Origin of the sequence: Nocardioides sp. B-3 (assembly GCF_024703895.1) — a bacterium.
Lineage (GTDB): Bacteria > Actinomycetota > Actinomycetes > Propionibacteriales > Nocardioidaceae > Nocardioides.
Genome location: NZ_CP087968.1, coordinates 3,895,778 through 3,915,362 on the forward strand (window position 1 = coordinate 3,895,778; position 19,585 = coordinate 3,915,362).

Sequence of the window (19,585 nt, forward strand, 5' to 3'; positions counted from 1 at the left end):
CGTGCGTGCGCTCACCCGCGGCCGTGTGCTCGGTGACCCTCGCGCGCACCGAGGGTCCGGGGCGGCGTGCCGGGCTGCTCATGCTCTCGAGCGCACGGCGATGCGCCGGCGCAGCTCGTCGGCCATGATCCTGAGCTGCCTGCGCAAGGAGGGGTCGAGCCTCTCGTCGCGCGCCAGCTCCTCGGCCCGGTCCACCGTCTTGTCGTGCAGCGAGGTGAGTGGGAAGAACCAGCACGCGGCGTCGGCCAGCAGCCAGCCGCTGCGACGGGACGCGGTGCCCGGCAGGTCGTCGAAGAACCGGTCGACGTAGACCTCCGTCAGGGACTCCTGCCCGGGTTGCCACATGCCCTGACCGGCCGCCTGCAGCTCGTAGTTGGAGACGTCCTCGAAGCCCGAGGAAGCGGTCCCACGCCCACGCCTTGGCCTCGGGGGAGGGGAGGGACGCAACGGCACGGGCATGTTCGACCTGCGAGATCGCGGTCGGGTCGGCGGCCAGCTCCTCGTCGAGCTCCGGTCGTCCGACCGCGCCCGGGCTCGCGAGCCGGGTCAGCAACCGCCAGCGCAACGAGAGATCGAGCTCCACACCCGCCGGGACGTCACCGCTCAGCCACCGAGTGAGGTCGTCGGGGGAGGCCGACGACTCGACGGCGGCCCGGAAGGCAGCGTGTTGCACGGTGCTGCCGGGCTCGGCGCTGTGCGCGCGTCCCGCAAAGACCTCGTGGAGGGCACCGAGCGCGGCCACCGGATCGGCGCTGAGCGGCGCCACCTTCGAGATGAGCCACTCCGTCAGCAGCATCTTGCTCGGGTCGATGGCGCGGGCGTTGAACGAGAACGGCTCGTCGTTGGTCTCGTCCGGGATCGCGCTCACGGCCACGGCGAGCACGTCGGCCGGGCCCGCACTGCCTGTCTCGAACGAGCTGCGCACGTTGTTCCACACGGCCGATCGCAAGGCGTCGTCCGTGATGCGCGACATCAACGCTGGCAGCCGCGTCAGCGTGTCCCGGTCCAGCTCGGCCACCAGCCACGAGGTCTCGTAGACGTCGAGCACGACGGCCTCCTCGGAGGCGACCACGACGGCAACCGAGTCGCCGACGAGCTGCAACGCCTCGCGCCGCCACGTGCCGTCCGGACCGACGACGGCGACGCTGAACGCGTGGCGGCGGTCGACGACCCCGGGGGCGGCATCCGGCGCCGTACGCCGCAGCACGCCGCTCTCCCGGTCGAACCCGACCCGGTCGACCCCGCTGGTGCGCAGCCAACCCTGTGTCACGTCACTGAGATCACCGGCACCGGCGCGCTCCCAGCTGCCGAAGAGGTCGTGCATGGTCGCGTTGGCGAACCGGTGCCCGGCGAAGTGATCGTTCACGCCTCCGAAGAACACCTCGTCCCCGAGCCGTGCGTTGAGCTGCTTGAGGACGCTCGAGCCCTTCGTGTAGGAGATGCCATCGAAGTCCTGCAACGCGGCCACGGCGTCCGTGGCGCCGTTGCCGGCCACCGGGTGCGTGGCCGGGCCGGCGTCGGCGAGCAATCCCCATTGCCGCCGCTGGTAGGCGTGCCGGACCCGGAGCGTCGTCGAACTCCGTCACGTCGGCGATGACCCGGTTGCCCATGTACTCCGCGAAGGACTCGTTGAGCCACAGGTCGTCCCACCACTTCGGCGTGGTGATGTTGCCGAACCACTGGTGGGCCAGCTCGTGCGCGATCGTCGAGGCGCGGAGGCAGTGCGCGCCCCGGGTGACCCCTGGACGTGAAGATGTAGGGGTCTCGGAGGGTGACGCACCCGGGGTTCTCCATCGCGCCGGCGTTGAAGTCGGGCACGAACGCCCGGTGGTAGTCGCCGAAGGGATAGCGCTCGTCGAAGAGCCGGTGGAACTCGTCGAAGCTCTGCTTCGTGACAGTCAGGATCTCCTCGGCGTCGTGGTCGAGGGCACCGGCAATGCTCTGCCGGGCTGTCAGACCGAGCCGGATGCCGTCGTGCTCCGTCTGGACGACGTGCCGGGGCCCGGCGACCAGCGTGACGAAGTAGGTCGACAGCGGCTGGGTCTGCTCGAGCTCCCACACACCGGGCTCGACCTGCTCACCGGGCGCATTGCCGATGACCGTCCAGTCTCGCGGCGCCCGCACGTGGAAGGTGTAGGGAGCCTTGAGGTCGGGCTGGTCGAAGGAGGCGAAGATGCTCGGCGCGGCGTCCATGAATGACATGCCGTAGACATAGTGGCGACCGTCGGCCGGATCAACGCTGCGGTGCAGTCCCTCGCCGTCGTTGCGAAAGCGCATGACCGCGTCCACGACGAGCTCGTTGGTGCCGGCCTCCGGCTGCAAGGCCAGTCGGCCCCGGTCCAGCGCTTCGGGATCCAGCGGCACGCCGTTCAGCCTGACCTCGTTGATGCGCACCGGCTTCACGTCGACGAAGGTCGCCGCTCCGGTCGACTCGAAGACGACCGTGCTCCGCGAGCCGAAGGTCGCCTCGTCGCCGGCGATGTCGAGGCGCGACGTCGTAGGACGTGATGCTCAACGTCGCGAACCGGTCGATCGCCTCGCGGTGCTGCAGGCTCAGGTGGGGGGATCCAGTCACGCCAGCACCCTAGTCACGACAAGCCTTGTGGCGTGGGGGAGGTCACCCCGGAAATGGTCCGGCGAAGTGTTTCCACACCCGTAGAATGTAAGAGTCGCATCAGCGATCTATGCATTACATCTCTCACCCGGCCGGCACGGCCGAAAGGACCAGGGAACACCATGAGCACGCAGCTGCACCTCGCCAACGGAATCGTCGAGGGACGGGCCTTCTCCATCGAGGACAGGGCGCTGCTGCGGACCGTGGAGCTGGCCCGCCGCGAGCAGCGCCGCGCGGCACGCGCCGCCCGCCGGAACGCTCGCTGACCCGAGCCGCGCTGGCGCCTATGCTCGCCGCATGAGCGACAACCTCCGCAGCATCGAGCTGACCCGGGATCGGCAACGCCCGCTTCAAGGCCACCAACGACCGCGGCGGCGAGACCTTCATGGGCGTCGGGGGAGAGGACCCCGACTTCACCCCGGTCGAGCTGCTCCTGGCCGCCATCGCCGGCTGCAGCGCCCTCGACGTCGAGGCCCTCACCAGGAAGCGGTCCGACAGCACCGTCTTCGACGTGTCGGTCGAGGGCAGCAAGGTCCGCGACGATGGCGGAAACCACATGACCGGGCTGCGCGTGAGCTTCGACGTGACCTTCCCCGACGGCCCCGAGGGCGATGCAGCACGCGAGTTCCTGCCGCGCGCGATCGCGATGTCGCGCGATCGCCTGTGCACGGTCAGCCGCACGGTCCAGCTCGGCGCCGAGGTCGCCTACGACGGCACGGAAGCCTGACGCGGGTGTGGCGTCGGAGCACCTCCCGAGGCTGGACCACGGATCGGATGCCGCGCCGGGACGGGCGGACCTTCGTCGTCACGGGCGCCTCGAGCGGTGTCGGCCTCGCGACAGCCAAGGCGCTGGCCGCGGCGGGGGCGCGGGTCGTGGTCGCCGTACGCAATCCGGACAAGGGACGTGCGGTCCCGAGGGGGTGTGCCGGGTGACTTCGTCGTACGCCGCCTCGATGTCGCCGACTTGTCGTCGGTACGCGCCTTCGCGGACGAGACGCCCACCCCCGGACGTGCTGGTCAACAACGCAGGCGTCATGTCGCTGCCCGAGTCACGGACGGTGGACGGCTTCGAGACGCAGCTCGCGACCAACCACCTCGGCCACTTCGCGCTCACCAACCTGCTGCTGCCCCGGCTGACCGACCGCGTCGTGGTGATCGGGTCCGCGGCCCACCGCAGCGGAGTGCTCGACGTCGACGACCTGTTCTTCGAGCGCCGGCCGTGCCGCCCCTACGCCGCGTACGCCGCGTCGAAGCTCGCCAACGTCAGCTTCCTCGGCGAGCTGCACCGACGTCTCACCACGGCCGGATCGTCGGTGCGAGCCGTCGGCGCCCACCCCGGTTACACCTCGACCGGGATCCGAGGTCGGCACCGGGAGTGCCGCGTTCAACCGCGTGGGCGCCCCGGGCAACCGACTGGTCGGCATGCCGGTGGAGCGGGGCGCGCTGCCCTCGCTGTACGCGGCGACCATGGACATCGCGGGCAACACCTATGTCGGTCCGCACGGACCGCGCGAGCTGTGGGGCTCGCCAGTCCCGGTCGGGCGCTCCGAAATGGCCAGCGACCCCGACCTCGCCGCCCGGCTGTGGGCGAAGTCGGAGTCGCTGACGGGTGTCAGCTGGTGATCAGCCGATCGTCACGGCGGTGATGTCGATCGGGCCGGCGTTGGGCACGCCGCCACCGGCGGGGTGCGAACCGTCATCGCCTTCCTTGGCGGCGTCGGTCAGCAGCTTGAGGCCAGCCGGGTCGACGGTGCCGAAGACGTTGTAGTCGGGCGTCAGGCCGGGGGAGTCGTTGAACACCATGAAGAACTGCGAGCCGTTGGTGTTGGGGCCGGCGTTGGCCATCGCGAGAGTGCCGGCCTCGTAGGTCTCCTCGCCGGTCAGCTCGTCGGCGAAGCTGTAGCCCGGACCGCCGGAGCCGGTGCCGGACGGGTCGCCGCACTGCAGGATCCCGAACGAGGACGACGTCGCCATCCGCGGGCATGGGGAGTCGTCGAAGAAGCCCTGCTCGGCCAGCGAGACGAACGAGTTGACCGTGCACGGGGTGGCGTCGGCGTCCAGCGTGGCCGCGATGTCGCCGAGCGTGGTCTCGAAGACCACCTTCACCTCTCCGGAGACCGTCGGCTCGCTCGGCGGGAGGTCGACCTCCTTGGCCGCGGGGGCTCCTTCGACGTACTCACAGGGACCAGCGGCGGACTCGTCGGGGAGTCTCCGTGGTCTCGCTGGTGGTCTCGTTGGTGGACGGGTCGGTCGCGGTGTCGTCACCGTCCCCTTCATTGCCGCATGCGGCGAGGGACAGGCAGGCCGGGGTCGCCGAGACGGCGACGAGTCGCTTCAACATGTCGATGATCGTAGGGGAGCGCTGGGCGCGAGGTGAGAAGGCCCGGCATCGATGGCGACGACGGGCCGGCGGAGCCAGCTTAGGGCGATGCGCCTACGATTGCGCCCGTGAATCAAAGCGCGAGCAACCCGGGGGACCGGATCCCGCTGCTCATCACCATCGGAATCTTCCTCGCGATGCTGGCATGCGTGCCCCTCGTGCTGATGCTGGACGACAACATCGACGAAGATCGGCCGATGTACCGGGACCTGCAGCGGATGCAGACCTACCGGGCCGCCCACGTTGCCAACGACGGTAGTCCCGTCGAGGTGACCGTGTCCGAGGGTGAGGTCGTCGAGATCGGGGCTTCGGCGTTCGAGACATCGCCCGGCGTGACGATCCGCGTGCGAGCGACAGACAAGGACTCGTTCTGCGTCACCGCGAGCAACGACTCAGGCGAGAAGGCCGAGCGCTGCAGCTAGCCAGAGCTCACGACCGCGATCATGAACGTGTTCGCTCCGCCGGCCCACCGGCGTCTGAGGATGGGGAGTGGCCACCCTCATCTCGACTCGTATTGACATAATGTCAGTTATCGGCGGTTCGTGACGCGTCGTCGACCAAGGTGGATCGAACCGAACGCGCGGCCTCTCTATCAACGCAGGCTGTCGAGGGACTCTCACCCCCGGCTGTCGTATACGGCAGTTCTCATTCGTAGTGGAGACAAGCGCCGGCAAACCGTCGGCGCTCGCACCCACGGAAGGCAATCAGATGAGCGAGCTCGTCAACTCCACCTACATCAGCCTCGACGGCGTCATCGAGAGTCCGCAGACCCGGCCGGCCACAGGCGGCTTCGGTGAACAGGGGAACAAGATCCAGACGGATCTCGTGCTCGCCAGTTCAGCCCTGATCATGGGCCGGCAGACCTATGAGGTCATGGCTCCCGTGTGGCCGACGATGGCCGGCACTGCCCCGGCGGACAAGTGAACTCGATGCCCAAGCACGTCGCGTCCACCACGTTGAGCGATCCGGAATGGCACAACACCCACGTCATCGAGGACGAGCTGGTGACCGCCGTGAAGGAGCTGAAGGAGAAGTCGCAGGGCGACATCGTGCAGTTCGGCATCCTCGGCCGCAGTGGGCCGCAGGCCCTGCTCTTCAGCGAGGGGCCGGTGACCCGTTTCCAACTCACCGAGGCCACTCCACTCGCGTCGGGGATCGTGATCCTCGACTACCGCGTCGTCGGTGCCGACACGGACGTGCAGTCATGACCGCGATGAAGGAACAGGCTGTCAGGGCGTGTACCCAAGGCTGACCACCTCGACAGCGAACCTCTCCAAGATGTCTCGGTGTCGGTTCACCATCTCGGACCGCTGCTCGAGCATCAGTGTCTCGACCATCGCGAAGTAGTCCTTGCCGCAGTCGGCGTAGATGGTCGCAAGGCGCTGCCTGTCGGCGTCGGCCGCGCCGTCGACCCCTGACAGGTAGCTGCTGGCGGGGTTCCTCACGGAGACGGTCAGGCCTGAGCGCTGTTCGAGGCACCCTGCCAACGGGCCTCTCAAAGCTGCTACCCGGTTGTCCGCAGTCACCGTGCGCTCGACCTCGGCCCACGGTGACCTCAGCTCGGACCACGCTTGGAACGTCGGCGCCTGATCGATCAGGTTGCCGGGACTCGCCGCGTCACAGTCACGCCGCGCGCCGGCGAACATGTTGACATAATCTTCCGTGAAGCCCCGCTCGCGGATCAGCTCGAGGTCGGGTGTGGTGTCCTGCGAGAAGCGCTCCGACGTGTCGTCGATCGGTGCTCCCCGACCACCGCACTGCTGGGCCATCCAGCTTCGGATGAACGTGTTGATCCGGATCGAGCGCCGCTGCCCGGGGCCCGGAACGCTGAAGGTCCCCTCGATGACGTCGGACAACACCTTCGGGTCCACCGCGGTTGGGCTGCTCGCAGCATCGACCGCCCGATCTCCGGAGTCGTCACCTCCGGCGCCGACCTGCGTCACGATCGCTCCCCGCCGAGAACCACCGCAACCGAGGCCGCGACGAGCGAGACTGTGATCAGCGACCTTTGTCGCTTCGCCTTCTTGCCGGACGCGACGAGGGATGCCATGGCCGGCCGGCGATCGGGGACGCGCTCCCCCAGGTCATCAAGAAGTCGAGTGGCTTCGTCGTGATTCATCGCGTCCCTCCGTGGTCGGTCAGGTCTGGGCTGTTGGCGAGCACGCCGAGCGCCCGCGACAGGCGGCTCTTGACCGTGCCCGGCGCGATGGACAGAGCGGCGGCGATCTCCGATTCGGTCAGGCGAACGAAGTAGCGGAGCGCGACGACCTCGCGTTGCCCCCCGGCTCAGACCGCTCACTGCTCGCCGTACGGCGTCGGCGGTGTCACTGGCCCCGGTGGCATCGGCTTCGTGCACGTCGGGGACGTCCGCGACCGACGTTTCTCGCCGCCACCGACGACGATGCGTGTCTCGGTGGGCGTTCACGAGCATCTTCGACACGTAGGCGTCGCGATGGTCTGCCTTCATCACCTTGTGCCGGGCGACGTAGACCTTGAGGAGCGTCGTCTGTGCCGGGTCCTCGGCCTCGGAGAGCGTGCAGCCCAGTGCCGGGGCAGTGCGCACCGGGAGCGACATGCCCTCGCGACGGCGGTCCCCGCGTACACCCAAAAAGGACGCCCACACGGACGCCCCTTCCACTCTCAACTTATAGCGGAGGTGGGGGCTTGCGGCAAGGCCCCGACGATGCCGCAGACTTCACGCCGTGACGCTGCTGAACACTGATCCCTTCGCCCTGCCCGACGCTCTCTCCGCCAAGTCCGACCCCGCCCTCATCGACGCCGACCGCGCGCACTTCGCTGCGATCGAGCAGAGCCTCGAGGTCACGATCGCCGACCTCCGGGACCGTCTCGACGCCACTCTCAAGGCGCCCGGTGGCATCGACCGGGCGGCGATGGACCACGACGAGGAGATCCACCGCCTCGGCGTCCGGCTGCGCACGCTGCGGCGCTACACCCCGGACCTGTGCCTCGGCCGGGTCGTCGGAACGAACGGCGAGACCCTCTACGTCGGACGTCTCGGCCTCACCGACCGCACGGGCGCCCGACTGCTGCTCGACTGGCGCTCCCCCGCGGCCGAACCGTTCTTCGGAGCGACCCACGCCAACCCGATGGGGTTGGCGAGTCGCCGTCGCTACCGGTGGACGCGCGGCCGGATCAGCGACTACTGGGACGAGGTGTTCACGCCGGAGGGACTCGAGGGGCACGCTGCCCCGGATGACCAGTCGGCCTTCATCGCCACCCCGGGCAGCAACCGGTCGCCGCAGATGCGCGACGTCCTCGGCACGATCCGGGCCGACCAGGGACGCCATCATCCGTGCCGGTTCACGCGGCGCCCTCGTCGTCGACGGCGGCCCCGGCACGGGTAAGACAGTGGTCGCACTCCACCGCACGGCCTACCTCCTCTACTCCGATCCACGACTCGGCGATCGCCGTGGCGGCGTGCTCTTCGTCGGCCCGCACCAGCCCTATCTCAACTACGTCGGCGACGTGCTGCCCAGCCTCGGCGAGGAAGGCGTGCAGACCTGCACGCTCCTCGACCTCCAGCCCGAAGGGTTGACGACCAAGCCGGAAGCAGACCCCGAGGTGGCGCGCCTCAAGTCGTCCGCCGACATGGTCCGGGCGATCGAGACCGGCCGTGCGGCTGTACGAGGAGCCACCCAGCGAAGGCATGGAGGTCGAGACCCACTGGGCCGACGTCTGGCTCAGCACCAGCGACTGGGCCGAGGCCTTCGAGACGCCCGCCCCCGGCACCCCGCACAACGAGGCACGCGACGAGATCTGGGAGGAACTCATCACGATCCTGATGGACAAGCACGAGGCCGACGACGACGTCTCCCCCGATCTTGTACGGCGATCGCTGACCCAGAACGCGGCGCTGGCCGACGCCTTCAACAAGGCTCGGCCGATCATCGAGGCCACGGACCTCGTCGGCGACCTCTGGGAGGTCCCGGCATATCTGCGCATGTGCGCGCCCCGGCTCAGCGCCGACGAGGTCCGCACTCTCCGGCGTGCCGACGCCCGTGACTGGACACTGTCCGACCTGCCGCTGTTGGACGCCGCCCGACAACGTCTCGGCGACCCCGAGGCATCTCGGAGGCGACGACGTCACGAGGCCGCCGTTGCCGCGGAGCACGCCCAGATGGATCGCGTGATCGACGAGATCCTCCAGCTCGACGACGAGGACGGGCTGATGGCGCAGCTCAAGCAGGGCGGCATTCGCGACGCACTCGTCGACGAGGGTGCACTCCCCCGGGCCGAGCGCGACCTGCTCGCCGGTCCCTTCGCGCACGTCGTCGTCGACGAGGCACAAGAGCTCACCGACGCTGAGTGGCAGATGCTGCTGCAACGGTGTCCGTCACGGAGCTTCACCATCGTCGGCGACCGTGCGCAGGCGCGGCACGGCTTCACCGAGTCGTGGGAAGAGCGGCTCGAGCGCGTCGGGCTCGGCGAGGTCCAGCTCGCCTCGCTGGCGATCAACTACCGCACGCCCCAGGGAGGTCATGGCGGCCGCTGAGCCGGTCATCCGCGCCGTACTCCCCGACGCCAACGTGCCCACCTCGATCCGCAGCAACGGCGTCCCCGTGCACCGCGGATCGGTCGACGAGCTGCCCTCGATCCCGAGAGGCCCGGCTCTCCGAGCACGAGCACGGCGAGGGCATCGCCTGCGTCATCGGCGACCCCACGTTCGAGGCGACCGACCGGATCAGGTCCCTCTCCCCCGAGCACGTGAAGGGCCTCGAGTTCGACCTGGTCGTGCTCATCGACCCCGAGTCGTTCGGCACCGGGATCGAGGGTGCTGTCGACCGCTACGTCGCGATGACGCGCGCGACCCAGCGCCTCGTCATCCTGACGTCATGAGGACTGGTCGTTCGAACGATCAGCTCCCATGACGTCCGGCGCACTCCCGCGTGCGAACGTCACCCACCGACGTACGCCGCCGGTGCTCGCCGGTGAGCGTCTTCTTCTTCGCGGACACCAGCTCGGCCGGAGTGCCCTCGAAGACGATGGTCCCGCCGTCGTGGCCGGCGCCCGGGCCGATGTCGATGATCCAGTCGGCGTGCGCCATCACGGCCCGGTGGTGCTCGATCACGATCACCGACTTGCCGGAGTCGACGAGCCGGTCCCGGGAGGCCGAGCAGGTTGGCCACGTCGGCGAGGTGCAGGCCGGTCGTGGGCTCGTCGAGGATGTAGACGTCGCCCTTCTCGGACATCTGGGTGGCCAGCTTGAGCCGCTGGCGCTCGCCACCGGACAGCGTGGTGAGCGGCTGCCCGAGGCTGAGGTAGCCGAGCCCGACGTCCTCGAGCCGGTCCAGGGATCTTGTAGGCCGCCGGTGTCTTGGCCTCGCCCTCGGCGAAGAACTCCTCGGCCTCCGTCACCGACATCGCCAGCACCTCGGCGATGTTCTTGCCGCCGAAGGTGTACTCCAGCACCGACGCCCGGAAGCGCTTGCCCTCGCACTCCTCGCACGGTGACTCGAAGGTCGCCATCACGCCCAGCTCGGTGAAGATCACGCCGGCGCCGTTGCAGGAGGGGCAGGCGCCCTCGGAGTTGGAGCTGAACAGTGCGGGCTTCACGCCGTTGGCCTTTGCGAAGGCCTTGCGGATCGGCTCCAGCAGACCGGTGTACGTCGCCGGGTTGCTGCGCCGAGATCCCTTGATCGCCCCCTCGGTCGATCGTGACGACGCCGTCCCGGCCCGCCACGGAGCCGTGGATGAGGGAGCTCTTGCCGGAGCCGGCGACGCCGGTGATCACGCACAGCACGCCGAGCGGGATGTCCACGCTCACGTTCTTGAGGTTGTGGGTCGACGCGCCCTTGACCGACAGCTTGTCGGACGACGCGCGCACGGACTCCTTCAGGACGGCGCGGTCGTCGAGGTGGCGTCCGGTGGTGGTGTCGCTGGCCCGCAGCCGCTCAACGGATCCCTCGAAGCAGACCTCGCCACCCGCCGTACCGGCTGCCGGCCCGAGGTCGACCACGTGGTCGGCGATCGCGATCGTCTCCGGCTTGTGCTCGACCACGAGCACGGTGTTGCCCTTGTCGCGCAGCTGGAGCAGCAGCTGGTTCATCCGCTCGATGTCGTGCGGATGCAGGCCGATGGTGGGCTCGTCGAAGACATAGGTGACGTCGGTCAGGGACGACCCGAGGTGGCGGATCATCTTGGTGCGCTGGGCCTCTCCCCCGGACAGCGTGCCGGCGGGCCGGTCGAGGGAGAGGTAGCCGAGGCCGATGTCGTCGAACGAGTCGAGCAGGTGCTGCAGGCCTTTGAGCAGCGGCGCGACCGACGGCTCGTCGAGGTCGCGGATCCACTCGGCCGGTCACTGATCTGCATCTGGCAGAGCTCGGCGATGTTCTTGCCGTTGATCTTCGACGACAGCGCCTCCTTCGTCAGCCTCGTCCCGTCGCACTCGGGACAGGTCTGGAAGGTGACCGCGCGCTCGACGAAGCGGCGCACGTGCGGCTGCATCGCCTCGGGGTCCTTGGACAGCATCGACTTCTGGATCTTGGGGATGATCCCGTCGAAGGTGAGGTTGATGCCCTCGACCTTGATCTTGGTCGGCTCCGAGTAGAGCATCGTGTCGAGCTGCTTCTTGGTGAACTTCTCGATCGGCTTGTCCATCGGCAGCCCGATGCCCTCGAAGAGCCGGCCGTACCACCCGTCCATCGAGTAGCCCGGGATCGTCAGCGCCCCCTCGCTCAGCGACTTGGTCGCGTCGTAGAGCGCGGTCAGGTCGATGTCGTTGACGTTGCCCATGCCCTCGCACCGCGGGCACATGCCCCCGAGGTAGATGGCGTCCTTGACCATGGCCTTCTCGACGTGGGTGCCCTTGTCGGTGCTCATGACGCCGCTGGCCTTGCGGGTCGGCACGTTGAAGGAATAGGCCGTGGGCGGTCCGACGTACGGCGCACCGACCCTGCTGAAGAGGATCCGCAACATCGCATTGGCGTCCGTCGCCGTACCGACCGTCGAACGCGGGTTGGCGCCCATGCGCTCCCGGTCGACGATGATCGCGGTCGTCAGGCCCTCGAGGTAGTCGACCTCGGGTCGCGCCAGCGACGGCATGAAGCCCTGCAGGAACGCGCTGTAGGTCTCGTTGATCAGCCGCTTCGACTCGGCCGCGATGGTGGCGAAGACGAGCGAGCTCTTGCCCGAGCCGGACACCCCGGTGAAGACCGTGAGCCGGCGTTTGGGGATCTCGACGCTGACGTCCTTGAGGTTGTTCTCCCGTGCCCCCCGGACGCGGATCAGGCCATGGCTGTCGGCAACGTGCGTGCTCATCGTGCTCCCTCGTGCGGTCGGACCGGTGGGTCGATCCTCCCCTGTCGAGGACCTCGGGGGCCAACGATTCCCGCCCGTGTCGAGTTCCTACACTGCAGCAGTGACAGCAGGGGCCGACGACAGAGCGCGTACGGCGTTTCGTCGCGGACTCCGGTTGGGTGTCCCCTTCGCCGTGGTCGGCTTCCTGCTCAGCCTCTCCTTCGGCGTGCTGGCCGGGCAGGCGGGCTTCAGCACCGGCCGGGCGATCGTCACCGCGATGATCGTCTTCGCCGGGTCGGCCCAGTTCGCGATGCTGTCCGTGATCACCGTCGGTGGCGGCATCCCCGCCGCCCTGACCGCGGCGTCACTGATGAACGCGCGGTTCCCCGGCCATGGGCGTGGCGCTCGCCCCGTCGCTCCCCGGCGGTCCGCTCAAGCGGGGCGGCCCGGGGGCAGACCGTGGTCGACGCGTCGTGGGCACTCGCCAACCGGGGGCGACGGCACCTTCGACCGGTGGCTGCTCTTCGGCACGACGCTTCCGCAGTACGTCGCCCTGGACGCTGGGCTGCATGGTCGGAGCGGTCTTCGGCGACGCCCCCGGGCGACACCCACCGCCTCGGGCTCGACGCGATCTACCCGGTGTTCTTCCTGTCCCTGCTGATCGCGGAGCTGCGTGATCCCGCGTCCCGTTGGGTGGCTGCCGGCGGCGGGCTTCTGGCGCTCGCGCTGGTACCGATCACGCCACCCGGTGTGCCGATCCCGGCAGCCAGCGCGGTCGCCCTCTTCGGTCTGGCGCGGAGGTCGCGATGACGTTGTCCTACACCGAGATCTGGGTGCTGATCCTCGGCTGTGCCGCGCTCACCATCGCGATCAAGGCCGCCGGACCTGTGCTGCTGGGCGGGCGCCAGCTGCCGCCGTGGTTCACCCGGGTCGTGGTGCTGATGGCACCGACCCTGCTGTGCGCGCTGGTCGTCACCTCGGTGTTCGCCAGCGGCCGGTCGTGGTCGGTGGGGGCTCAGACTGTCGGGGTGGCGGTCGCCGCGGTGATGCTGTGGCGACGGATGTCCCCGGTGCTCGCAGTCGTCGTCGCCGTGGTCATCACAGCAGGACTGCGAGCACTCTGACGCGTCAGCGCCAGCCGAGCTCCGGGGCCACGAGCGTGAGCACGTTCTCGATCAGCGCCGCGTTGTAGTCGACGCCCAGCTGGTTGGGCACCGTCAGCAGCAACGTGTCGGCAGCCGCCACGGCCTCGTCCTCGGCGAGCTGCTTGACCAGGGACGTCCGGTTCGGCGGCGTACGTCTTGCCGAACCGTGCCTTCCCGCCCTCGAGCATGCCGACTGGGTCGGTGCTGCGGCGCTCGTTGCCGAAGTACGCATGGTCGATCTCGGAGACCAGCGGCATGATGCTGCGGCTGACCGAGACGCGTGGTTCGCGCTCGTGCCCGGCGGCCTTCCACGCGTCGCGGAAGCGCTGGATCTGCTCCGCCCGGAGCTGGTGGAAGGGCACGCCGGTGTCCTCGGTCAGCAGCGTCGAGCTCATCAGGTTCATCCCCTGCTCGGCCGTCCACTCCGCGGTCGCCCGGGTCGCGGCTCCCCACCAGATGCGCTCGCGCAGCCCTTCGGAGTGCGGCTCCAGCCGCAGCAGGCCGGGAGGGTTGGGGAACATCGGCCGCGGGTTGGGCTCGGCGAACCCCTCCCCCTCGAGCATCCGCAGGAAGACCGCGGTGTGCTCGCGGGCCATCGTCGCGTGGTCCCCGTCCTTCGGCTCGAAGCCGAAGTAGCGGTAGCCCTCGATCACCTGCTCCGGTGATCCGCGACTGATGCCGAGCTGCAGTCGGCCGTCGGCGATCAGGTCGGCCGCGCCGGCGTCCTCGGCCATGTAGAGGGGGTTCTCGTAGCGCATGTCGATCACGCCGGTGCCGATCTCGATCCGGCTGGTGCGCGCGCCGATGGCGGCGAGCAGCGGGAACGGCGACGCGAGCTGACGCGCGAAGTGGTGCACGCGGTAGTAGGCGCCATCCGCGCCGAGCTCCTCGGCGGCCACCGCCAGATCGATCGACTGGTGCAACGCGTCCGACGCGGTGCGGGTCTGCGAGTGAGGCGACGGGGTCCAGTGACCGAAGTTCAGGAAACCGATCTTTTTCATACCGCTTTCAACAACCCGGCGGTGTGGCTATTCCGCCGCATCCCGCGCCGCGGATCACCCCGTGACGCGCTGGCGCGGAGGTGGTCCCCTAGCCTCCAGCCATGAGCCGGGTCCCTGACGGCAGCGCGACGCACGCCGTTGCCGCAGGCGTCGTCACCGCCGTCGTCGGCTTCAGCTCGTCCTTCGCCGTCGTCCTCACCGGGCTCGCGGCTGTCGGCGCGAGCCCCGGCCAAGGGCCGCCTCCGGCCCGGCTGTGGTGTCGGTGAGCATGGGGCTCGGCTGCATCGTGCTCTCGTTGGCGCACCGGACGCCCGTGACCATCGCGTGGTCGACCCCCGGAGCAGCCCTGCTGGCCGGTGCGGCACTGCCCGCGGCGGGCTGGGCGGGCGCGGTCGGAGCCTTCCTCGTGGCGGGCACGCTCTATCTCGTCACCGCGATGGTCAAGCCACTCGGCGACTGGGTCGCTCGCATCCCGGGCGCGGTCGCCAGCGCCATGTTGGCCGGGGTGCTGCTGACGCTCTGTGTCGAGCCGTTCCGTGCCCCGGCCGCCGACCCGGCCGCCATCTCACCGGTGCTGATCACCCGGTTGGTGCTGCTCCGGCTGGCTCGTCGCTGGGCCGTGCCGGGCGCGCTGGTGGCGGCGGTCGTGGTCATCTTCTTGGTGGGTGAGCCGCTGGGGGGCGGCTCGCTGCTGCCTTCGTTGACTCGGACGGCGCCCGAGTTCGACTGGCGCACCACGGTCGCTCTCGGCCTGCCGCTCTACACCGGTGACGATGACCGGCCAGAACATCCCGGGCGTGGCCGTGCTGGAGTCGTTCGGCTACCGCGCTCCCCTGCGCTCGGCGCTCACCCGGGCAGGCCTGAGCACCGTGGCAACGGCTCCGGCCGGTGGCTTCAGCATCAACCTCGCCGCGATCTCCGCCGCCCCGGCCGCCGGTCCGGAGGCCGGCGCGGACAAGGGCCGACGGTGGATCGCAGGCGTCACCTGCGGCGTCGTCTACGTGTTCCCGGCTCCGCTGTCCGTGCTCGTCACCAGCGTGAGCTCGGCCGCGCCGGACGGCCTCATCGCCTCGGTCGCCGGGGTCGCGTTGATCGCGACGTTCGCAGCCTCGGCCTCTGCGGCACTGTCCGACGAGCGGCACCGGGAAGCGGGGGCCGTGACCTTCCTCGTTGCGGCCTCCGGACTCTCGTTCGCCGGCATCAGCCCGGCCTTCTGGGCACTCGTCGCCGGCGGTGTCGTCCTGATCGTCCTGCGGCTCCGCTCGCGCTGACTGCTTGGATGTTCACCATGACTGATCTGAGCGGGCTCGAGACCGCCGAAGAGTTCCACGCCCGCGTCGCTGCGGCGACGGACGACGAGGGTCGGCTGCCCGTGGCGGTCGAGGAGATGCCCGGGTGGGACATCTTCCCGTTCGAGCTCGACTCGTTGCGGATCAAGCCGCTTCAGCCGCTCGCTGACGCGGAGCCCGCACGCCGCGGCGAGGATCCATCGGACTGCTGGTGCAACCGGGACGAGGTTCCGGCGCGGATCACGGACAACGTGGTGTGGAGCAACGAGCGCTGGCTGATCACCCTCGATCACCAGATGCGGCTCCCGCTGGCCTGCAACCTCCTGCCGCGCGAGCACTGCGACCTGACCGATGTCCCGGACCACCTGAGCGGCGAGATGGGTCAGCTGATCGTGGCCATCTCGGCCGCGATCGAGGAGCTGCCGAGCGTCGGTCGCGCCCAGCTCGCGAAGTACGGCGATGGCGGCGCCCACCTGCACCTGTTCTTCTTCGGCCGCCCCGATCGCATGCTCCAGCTGCGCGGATCGCCGCTGCTCGACTGGGAGGAGAACCTGCCAGCCGTCCCGCTCGAGGTGTTGCGCGCCAATGCGTCGTACGTCGCCGCGCGGCTCGTCGAACGGGTGGGTGGCTCCGGTCCTGTGTGGTCCTGAGGCCGGAGTCCTCTCCCATGCCGCCCGGGGTGGCGGCACCTGACCGTTTCGGCCAGCCTCCGACAGCAATATGCCGCCACCCTGCGAGCGGAGCCGGGAGAGCAAGAGGCAGCGGGTCCGGCGTGGTCCTGAGACCGGGCCGCCGCAGATATCGGCGTGTGTCAATATTGACGCATGTCGAAGTCGAAGCTGACGCTCACGGCCGCCGAGTCGGTGGCGTGCTGCTCCCCCGTGCTGACCGACCCCATGAGCGAGGACCGGGCTGAACGCATCGCGCCTCTGCTCAAGGCGATCGCCGATCCCGTCCGGCTCCGGTTGCTCAGCCCGGTGGCCGCGCACGAGGGTGGAGAGGCCTGCGTCTGCGACCTCAACGACGCGTTCGAGCTGAGCCAGCCGACGATCAGCCACCACCTCAAGGTGCTGCACGAGGTCGGCCTGCTCGACCGGAGCAAGCGCGGAGTGTGGGTCTACTACCGCGTGCGCAGCCGGGCGCTCGGCGACTCGGCCACCCTGCTCGCCGGTGTCGGCCGGTGACCCCGGCACGCACCGCCCTCGCCGAGCTCGTGGGGACGGCCTTCCCCGGTCGCCACGGTCGTCGGCTCCGGGGTGATGGCCACCCAGCTGACCGACGACGTCGGGCTCCAGCTGCTGATCAACAGCACCGCCACTGGCGCCGTGCTGGTCGCGCTGATCCTCGCCCTCCAGCCGGTCTCGGCCGCGTTCAACCCGGTCGTGACCCTCGTCGAGCTCGGCCTCGGCACTGGTCGCACCGCTCGCCGCAGCCTGCCACGTGGGCGCCCAGCTGGTCGGCGGGATCCTCGGCGCCGTACTCGCGAACCTGATGTTCGACCTCGACGCCGTCACGATGGCCACCACCCAGCGTGACGGGTCCCACCTGCTGATCGCGGAGGTCGTCGCGACCCTCGGACTCGTCGTCGTCATCTTCGGCAGCGTCCGATCGGGCCGCACCGAGACGATCGCCTTCGCCGTCGGCGGCTACATCGCCGCGGCCTACTGGTTCACCAGCTCCACCAGCTTCGCCAACCCGGCCGTCACCGTGGCCCGGATGTTCTCCGACACCTTCGCCGGAATCTCTCCGGCCTCCGTTCCCCTGTTCGTGTTCATGCAGCTCATCGGTGGCGCGCTCGCCCTCGGGCTCGTCCGCGTCCTCTACCCCACACCACAGGAGACCTCGTGAAGCCCACCGTTCTCTTCGTCTGCGTCCACAACGCCGGCCGTTCCCAGATGGCGGCCGGCTGGTTGCAGCACCTCGCCGGCGACCGGGTCGAGGTTCTCAGTGCCGGCTCCGCTCCGGCGGAGACCATCAACCCGATGGCGATCGCCGCAATGGCCGAGGAGGGCATCGACATCGCCTCCGCGCAGCCCAAGATCCTCACCGACGGAGCCGTCCGGGCCTCCGACGTCGTCATCACCATGGGGTGTGGCGACGCCTGCCCGTTCTACCCGGGCAAGCGCTACGAGGACTGGCAGCTGGACGACCCGGCCGGCCGGGGCCTCGAGGCTGTCCGCCCCATTCGCGACGAGATCAGGAAACGGGTCGAGACACTCATCGCGGAGATCGCACCGACCGGTGGACCCGCGGTCTAGTCATCCCGGGTGGTTCGGGTAGCCCGATCGCCCCCGTTGGCCCGAGTTCGCCCTCGCCGTACGGCGAATCGTGCCAACCTCGACAGCATGTGGGACACCGTGACCAGCTCGACCGAGCATCTCTCGCACGATCGCCCGTGCGTCGAGTGCGGGCACGGCCAGCACACCTACCTCCCGTGCTCCGACTCGTGCCAGTGCGCGCACGGCCGCGTCCTGATGGGCAGCTCCAGCTGACCTTGGCGCCGTACAGTGCCGGAAGGCCCGGGATCGGGACACTCCACGAGAGGCACAGCCATGAGTGAGCTGAACGTCGTCGCCACCATCCCCGTCAAGGACGAGCACGTGGAGGTGATCCGGGGAGCGCTGAGCGACCTCGCGGCGGCGACGCGGGACGAGGCTGGGTGCCCGGCCTATGACCTCTACGAGTCCGCGGCCGCGCCCGGTGTCTTCGTCACCGTCGAGCGCTGGACCGACCGGAGCCGCCCTCGACGCACACATGCACACCCCGCACGTGGCGGCCGCCTTCGCCGCCGCCGGGGACGCGCTCGCCGGCGACGTCGCGATCCACCCGCTGACGCCGGTCGGCTGAGTCACGGCTCAAGCAGCACCTTGATCGCACGTCGCTCGTCCATCGCCCGGTAACCCTCGGGCGACTGGTCGAGCGGCAACGTGAGGTCGAAGACCGGGCCGGGGTTGATCGCTCCCCGACAGCGTCAGCTCGAGCAGCTCGGGGAGGTACTTGCAGAACCGGCGCCATGCCGCCGGCGAGGCCGATGTTCTGCTGGAACATCTTGCGCACGGGCAGCTCCACGTCGTGGGGTACGCCGACGAAGCCGACCGTCGCGCCGGGGCGGGCCACGGCGAAGGCCGTCTTGATCGCTTTGGTCGGTGCCGACGCACTCGAGGACGGCGTCGGCACCGATGCCGTCCGTGATCTCGGCGATGCGGGCCGCGCCCTCCTTGCCGCGCTCGGCGACGATGTGCGTCGCGCCGAACTGGCGGGCGATGTCCCGGCGGGGCTCGTGGCGAGACATCGCGATCACGCGCTCGGCGCCCAGCTGGGCCGCGGCCAGCACGCCGCACAGGCCGACGGCTCCGTCCCCGACCACCACCGCCGTACCACCCGGCTTGACCCCGGCCGTGACGGCCGCGTGCCAGCCGGTCGCCATCACGTCAGACAGCGCCAGCAGCGACGGCAGCAGCGCCTTGTCCGGCATGCCGTCGGTCTTGACCGAGGGAGCCGTTGGCACGGGTGACAAGGGCGTACTCCGCCCGGCCGCTGGCTGTGAAGCCCGGGTTGACGCAGCCCGACTGCATGCCGTTGCGGCAGTGTGCGCAGGTGTTGTCGCAGTGGTCGAACGGGACGATGACAAAGTCCCCGGGCTTGAAGTCGGTGACCTCGGACCCGACCTCCTCCACGACACCGACGCACTCGTGCCCGATCGTGTCGCCGGGCGTGATGTCGTTGAAGCCGCGGTAGGGCCACAGGTCGGACCCGCAGATGCAGCCGGCCGTGACCTTGACGATGGCGTCGGTGGGCTTGGTGATCGTCGGGTCGGGGACCTCTTCGACGCGGATGTCACCGGCAGCATGGATCGTCGTTGCGCGCATGCCAGCGATCCTTGCACGGCTCCCGAGCGG

28 protein-coding genes and 6 pseudogenes are annotated in these 19,585 nt (G+C 69.5%); 23 read left to right on the plus strand and 11 right to left on the minus strand.

Features of this window, described 5'->3' with window-relative positions; translation table 11 throughout:
* Positions 1–1,315 precede the first annotated feature (1,315 nt).
* The 3 pseudogenes from LP418_RS34695 to LP418_RS25690 all read right to left on the minus strand — a co-directional run.
* Positions 1,316–1,495 (minus strand): annotated as a pseudogene (locus tag LP418_RS34695) (M1 family aminopeptidase); the annotation flags it as partial.
* Between the two features lie 148 nt (positions 1,496–1,643).
* A pseudogene (locus LP418_RS31670) lies at positions 1,644–1,898 on the minus strand (M1 family aminopeptidase); the annotation flags it as partial.
* Positions 1,810–2,277, minus strand: a pseudogene (locus tag LP418_RS25690) (aminopeptidase N); the annotation flags it as partial. The pseudogenes LP418_RS25690 and LP418_RS31670, both read right to left, overlap by 89 nt.
* Positions 2,278–2,736: 459 nt before the next feature.
* Here LP418_RS25690 and LP418_RS25695 point away from each other — a divergent pair.
* The 4 genes from LP418_RS25695 to LP418_RS25710 all read left to right on the plus strand — a co-directional run bounded on the left by LP418_RS25695 (position 2,737) and on the right by LP418_RS25710 (position 4,260).
* On the plus strand, positions 2,737–2,880 hold the full coding sequence (locus LP418_RS25695; protein ID WP_257954191.1) for a hypothetical protein: 144 nt from the start codon (positions 2,737–2,739) through the stop codon (positions 2,878–2,880).
* 119 nt (positions 2,881–2,999) lie between these two features.
* The gene (locus tag LP418_RS25700; RefSeq protein ID WP_257954192.1) at positions 3,000–3,341 is read left to right on the plus strand and encodes an OsmC family protein; all 342 of its coding nucleotides are present in this window, start codon (positions 3,000–3,002) and stop codon (positions 3,339–3,341) included.
* 47 nt (positions 3,342–3,388) lie between these two features.
* Positions 3,389–3,547: an SDR family NAD(P)-dependent oxidoreductase gene (locus LP418_RS25705; RefSeq protein WP_257954193.1), complete on the plus strand. Its 159-nt coding sequence runs from the start codon at positions 3,389–3,391 to the stop codon at positions 3,545–3,547.
* Positions 3,544–4,260: an SDR family NAD(P)-dependent oxidoreductase gene (locus tag LP418_RS25710; protein WP_257954194.1), complete on the plus strand. Its 717-nt coding sequence runs from the start codon at positions 3,544–3,546 to the stop codon at positions 4,258–4,260. The genes LP418_RS25705 and LP418_RS25710 overlap by 4 nt, the downstream gene beginning before the upstream one ends.
* Here the strand turns inward: LP418_RS25710 and LP418_RS29985 are convergent.
* Entirely contained in the window at positions 4,238–4,714 is a 477-nt protein-coding gene (locus tag LP418_RS29985) for a peptidylprolyl isomerase (RefSeq protein WP_272496292.1), read from the minus strand. The two genes, LP418_RS25710 and LP418_RS29985, sit on opposite strands and share 23 nt — an antisense overlap.
* Positions 4,715–4,790: 76 nt before the next feature.
* Entirely contained in the window at positions 4,791–4,955 is a 165-nt protein-coding gene (locus LP418_RS25720) for a hypothetical protein (RefSeq protein ID WP_257954195.1), read from the minus strand.
* Positions 4,956–5,062: 107 nt separating this feature from the next.
* On the opposite strand from LP418_RS25720, the gene LP418_RS25725 reads away from it, so the two are divergent.
* From LP418_RS25725 to LP418_RS25735, 3 genes are all read left to right on the plus strand, one after another.
* Positions 5,063–5,416: a hypothetical protein gene (locus LP418_RS25725; RefSeq protein WP_257954196.1), complete on the plus strand. Its 354-nt coding sequence runs from the start codon at positions 5,063–5,065 to the stop codon at positions 5,414–5,416.
* 286 nt (positions 5,417–5,702) lie between these two features.
* Positions 5,703–5,918 (plus strand): hypothetical protein, encoded by a 216-nt coding sequence (locus LP418_RS25730; RefSeq protein ID WP_257954197.1) that lies wholly within the window; start codon positions 5,703–5,705, stop codon positions 5,916–5,918.
* Between the two features lie 5 nt (positions 5,919–5,923).
* Positions 5,924–6,202 carry a hypothetical protein gene (locus tag LP418_RS25735; RefSeq protein ID WP_257954198.1) on the plus strand — a complete coding sequence of 93 codons (279 nt, stop codon included), beginning with the start codon at positions 5,924–5,926 and terminating at the stop codon, positions 6,200–6,202.
* A 21-nt stretch (positions 6,203–6,223) separates the two neighbouring features.
* Here the strand turns inward: LP418_RS25735 and LP418_RS25740 are convergent, their stop codons facing one another.
* Together LP418_RS25740 and LP418_RS34700 are read right to left on the minus strand one after the other, a co-directional pair.
* Complete coding sequence (locus LP418_RS25740; protein WP_257954199.1) at positions 6,224–6,937, minus strand: hypothetical protein; 714 nt, start codon at positions 6,935–6,937, stop codon at positions 6,224–6,226.
* Entirely contained in the window at positions 6,934–7,569 is a 636-nt protein-coding gene (locus LP418_RS34700; protein ID WP_442940024.1) for a hypothetical protein, read from the minus strand. The genes LP418_RS25740 and LP418_RS34700 overlap by 4 nt, the downstream gene beginning before the upstream one ends.
* A 127-nt stretch (positions 7,570–7,696) precedes the next feature.
* On the opposite strand from LP418_RS34700, the gene LP418_RS25755 reads away from it, so the two are divergent.
* Entirely contained in the window at positions 7,697–8,359 is a 663-nt protein-coding gene (locus LP418_RS25755; RefSeq protein WP_257954200.1) for a hypothetical protein, read from the plus strand.
* On the opposite strand, the gene LP418_RS25760 is transcribed toward LP418_RS25755, so the two are convergent.
* Positions 8,316–8,663: a hypothetical protein gene (locus tag LP418_RS25760; RefSeq protein WP_257954201.1), complete on the minus strand. Its 348-nt coding sequence runs from the start codon at positions 8,661–8,663 to the stop codon at positions 8,316–8,318. The genes LP418_RS25755 and LP418_RS25760 overlap by 44 nt on opposite strands.
* Here LP418_RS25760 and LP418_RS25765 point away from each other — a divergent pair.
* Positions 8,662–9,507 (plus strand): hypothetical protein, encoded by an 846-nt coding sequence (locus tag LP418_RS25765; protein WP_257954202.1) that lies wholly within the window; start codon positions 8,662–8,664, stop codon positions 9,505–9,507. The genes LP418_RS25760 and LP418_RS25765 overlap by 2 nt on opposite strands.
* A gap of 212 nt (positions 9,508–9,719) precedes the next feature.
* Positions 9,720–9,851 carry an ATP-binding domain-containing protein gene (locus LP418_RS25770; RefSeq protein WP_257954203.1) on the plus strand — a complete coding sequence of 44 codons (132 nt, stop codon included), beginning with the start codon at positions 9,720–9,722 and terminating at the stop codon, positions 9,849–9,851.
* A gap of 59 nt (positions 9,852–9,910) precedes the next feature.
* On the opposite strand, the pseudogene LP418_RS25775 reads toward LP418_RS25770, so the two are convergent.
* Positions 9,911–12,272, minus strand: a pseudogene (locus LP418_RS25775) (ATP-binding cassette domain-containing protein).
* 100 nt (positions 12,273–12,372) lie between these two features.
* Here LP418_RS25775 and LP418_RS25780 point away from each other — a divergent pair.
* Genes LP418_RS25780 through LP418_RS25790 form a run of 3 tightly spaced genes read left to right on the plus strand, consistent with a single transcriptional unit; the run spans position 12,373 to position 13,375 of the window.
* Complete coding sequence (locus tag LP418_RS25780) at positions 12,373–12,912, plus strand: AzlC family ABC transporter permease (protein WP_257954204.1); 540 nt, start codon at positions 12,373–12,375, stop codon at positions 12,910–12,912.
* Positions 12,891–13,061 (plus strand): hypothetical protein, encoded by a 171-nt coding sequence (locus LP418_RS25785; RefSeq protein WP_257954205.1) that lies wholly within the window; start codon positions 12,891–12,893, stop codon positions 13,059–13,061. The genes LP418_RS25780 and LP418_RS25785 overlap by 22 nt, the downstream gene beginning before the upstream one ends.
* Positions 13,058–13,375, plus strand: a complete 318-nt coding sequence (locus LP418_RS25790; RefSeq protein WP_257954206.1) for an AzlD domain-containing protein — start codon at positions 13,058–13,060, stop codon at positions 13,373–13,375. Before LP418_RS25785 ends, LP418_RS25790 begins: the two co-directional genes overlap by 4 nt.
* On the opposite strand, the gene LP418_RS25795 is transcribed toward LP418_RS25790, so the two are convergent.
* On the minus strand, positions 13,267–14,319 hold the full coding sequence (locus LP418_RS25795; protein WP_257954207.1) for an LLM class flavin-dependent oxidoreductase: 1,053 nt from the start codon (positions 14,317–14,319) through the stop codon (positions 13,267–13,269). The genes LP418_RS25790 and LP418_RS25795 overlap by 109 nt on opposite strands.
* Positions 14,320–14,498: 179 nt before the next feature.
* Between LP418_RS25795 and LP418_RS25800 the strand changes: the two genes are divergently transcribed.
* From LP418_RS25800 to LP418_RS25845, 10 genes and pseudogenes are all read left to right on the plus strand, one after another.
* Complete coding sequence (locus tag LP418_RS25800) at positions 14,499–14,663, plus strand: hypothetical protein (protein WP_257954208.1); 165 nt, start codon at positions 14,499–14,501, stop codon at positions 14,661–14,663.
* A 2-nt stretch (positions 14,664–14,665) separates the two neighbouring features.
* Positions 14,666–15,100: pseudogene (locus LP418_RS34705) on the plus strand (benzoate/H(+) symporter BenE family transporter); the annotation flags it as partial.
* Between the two features lie 70 nt (positions 15,101–15,170).
* On the plus strand, positions 15,171–15,668 hold the full coding sequence (locus LP418_RS25810; RefSeq protein WP_257954210.1) for a benzoate/H(+) symporter BenE family transporter: 498 nt from the start codon (positions 15,171–15,173) through the stop codon (positions 15,666–15,668).
* 17 nt (positions 15,669–15,685) lie between these two features.
* Complete coding sequence (locus tag LP418_RS25815; RefSeq protein WP_257954211.1) at positions 15,686–16,336, plus strand: hypothetical protein; 651 nt, start codon at positions 15,686–15,688, stop codon at positions 16,334–16,336.
* Positions 16,337–16,510: 174 nt separating this feature from the next.
* Positions 16,511–16,870 carry an ArsR/SmtB family transcription factor gene (locus LP418_RS25820; protein ID WP_257954212.1) on the plus strand — a complete coding sequence of 120 codons (360 nt, stop codon included), beginning with the start codon at positions 16,511–16,513 and terminating at the stop codon, positions 16,868–16,870.
* Between the two features lie 75 nt (positions 16,871–16,945).
* Complete coding sequence (locus LP418_RS25825) at positions 16,946–17,221, plus strand: hypothetical protein (RefSeq protein WP_257954213.1); 276 nt, start codon at positions 16,946–16,948, stop codon at positions 17,219–17,221.
* Entirely contained in the window at positions 17,178–17,534 is a 357-nt protein-coding gene (locus tag LP418_RS25830; protein WP_257954214.1) for an aquaporin, read from the plus strand. Before LP418_RS25825 ends, LP418_RS25830 begins: the two co-directional genes overlap by 44 nt.
* Positions 17,531–17,944, plus strand: coding sequence for an arsenate reductase ArsC (locus LP418_RS25835; protein WP_257954215.1), 414 nt, complete (start codon positions 17,531–17,533; stop codon positions 17,942–17,944). The genes LP418_RS25830 and LP418_RS25835 overlap by 4 nt, the downstream gene beginning before the upstream one ends.
* An 87-nt stretch (positions 17,945–18,031) precedes the next feature.
* On the plus strand, positions 18,032–18,178 hold the full coding sequence (locus LP418_RS25840) for a hypothetical protein (RefSeq protein WP_257954216.1): 147 nt from the start codon (positions 18,032–18,034) through the stop codon (positions 18,176–18,178).
* A gap of 60 nt (positions 18,179–18,238) precedes the next feature.
* Positions 18,239–18,586, plus strand: a complete 348-nt coding sequence (locus LP418_RS25845) for a putative quinol monooxygenase (protein ID WP_257954217.1) — start codon at positions 18,239–18,241, stop codon at positions 18,584–18,586.
* Here the strand turns inward: LP418_RS25845 and LP418_RS31680 are convergent.
* Positions 18,535–19,555: pseudogene (locus LP418_RS31680) on the minus strand (zinc-dependent alcohol dehydrogenase family protein). The gene LP418_RS25845 and the pseudogene LP418_RS31680 sit on opposite strands and share 52 nt — an antisense overlap.
* Positions 19,556–19,585 lie beyond the last annotated feature (30 nt).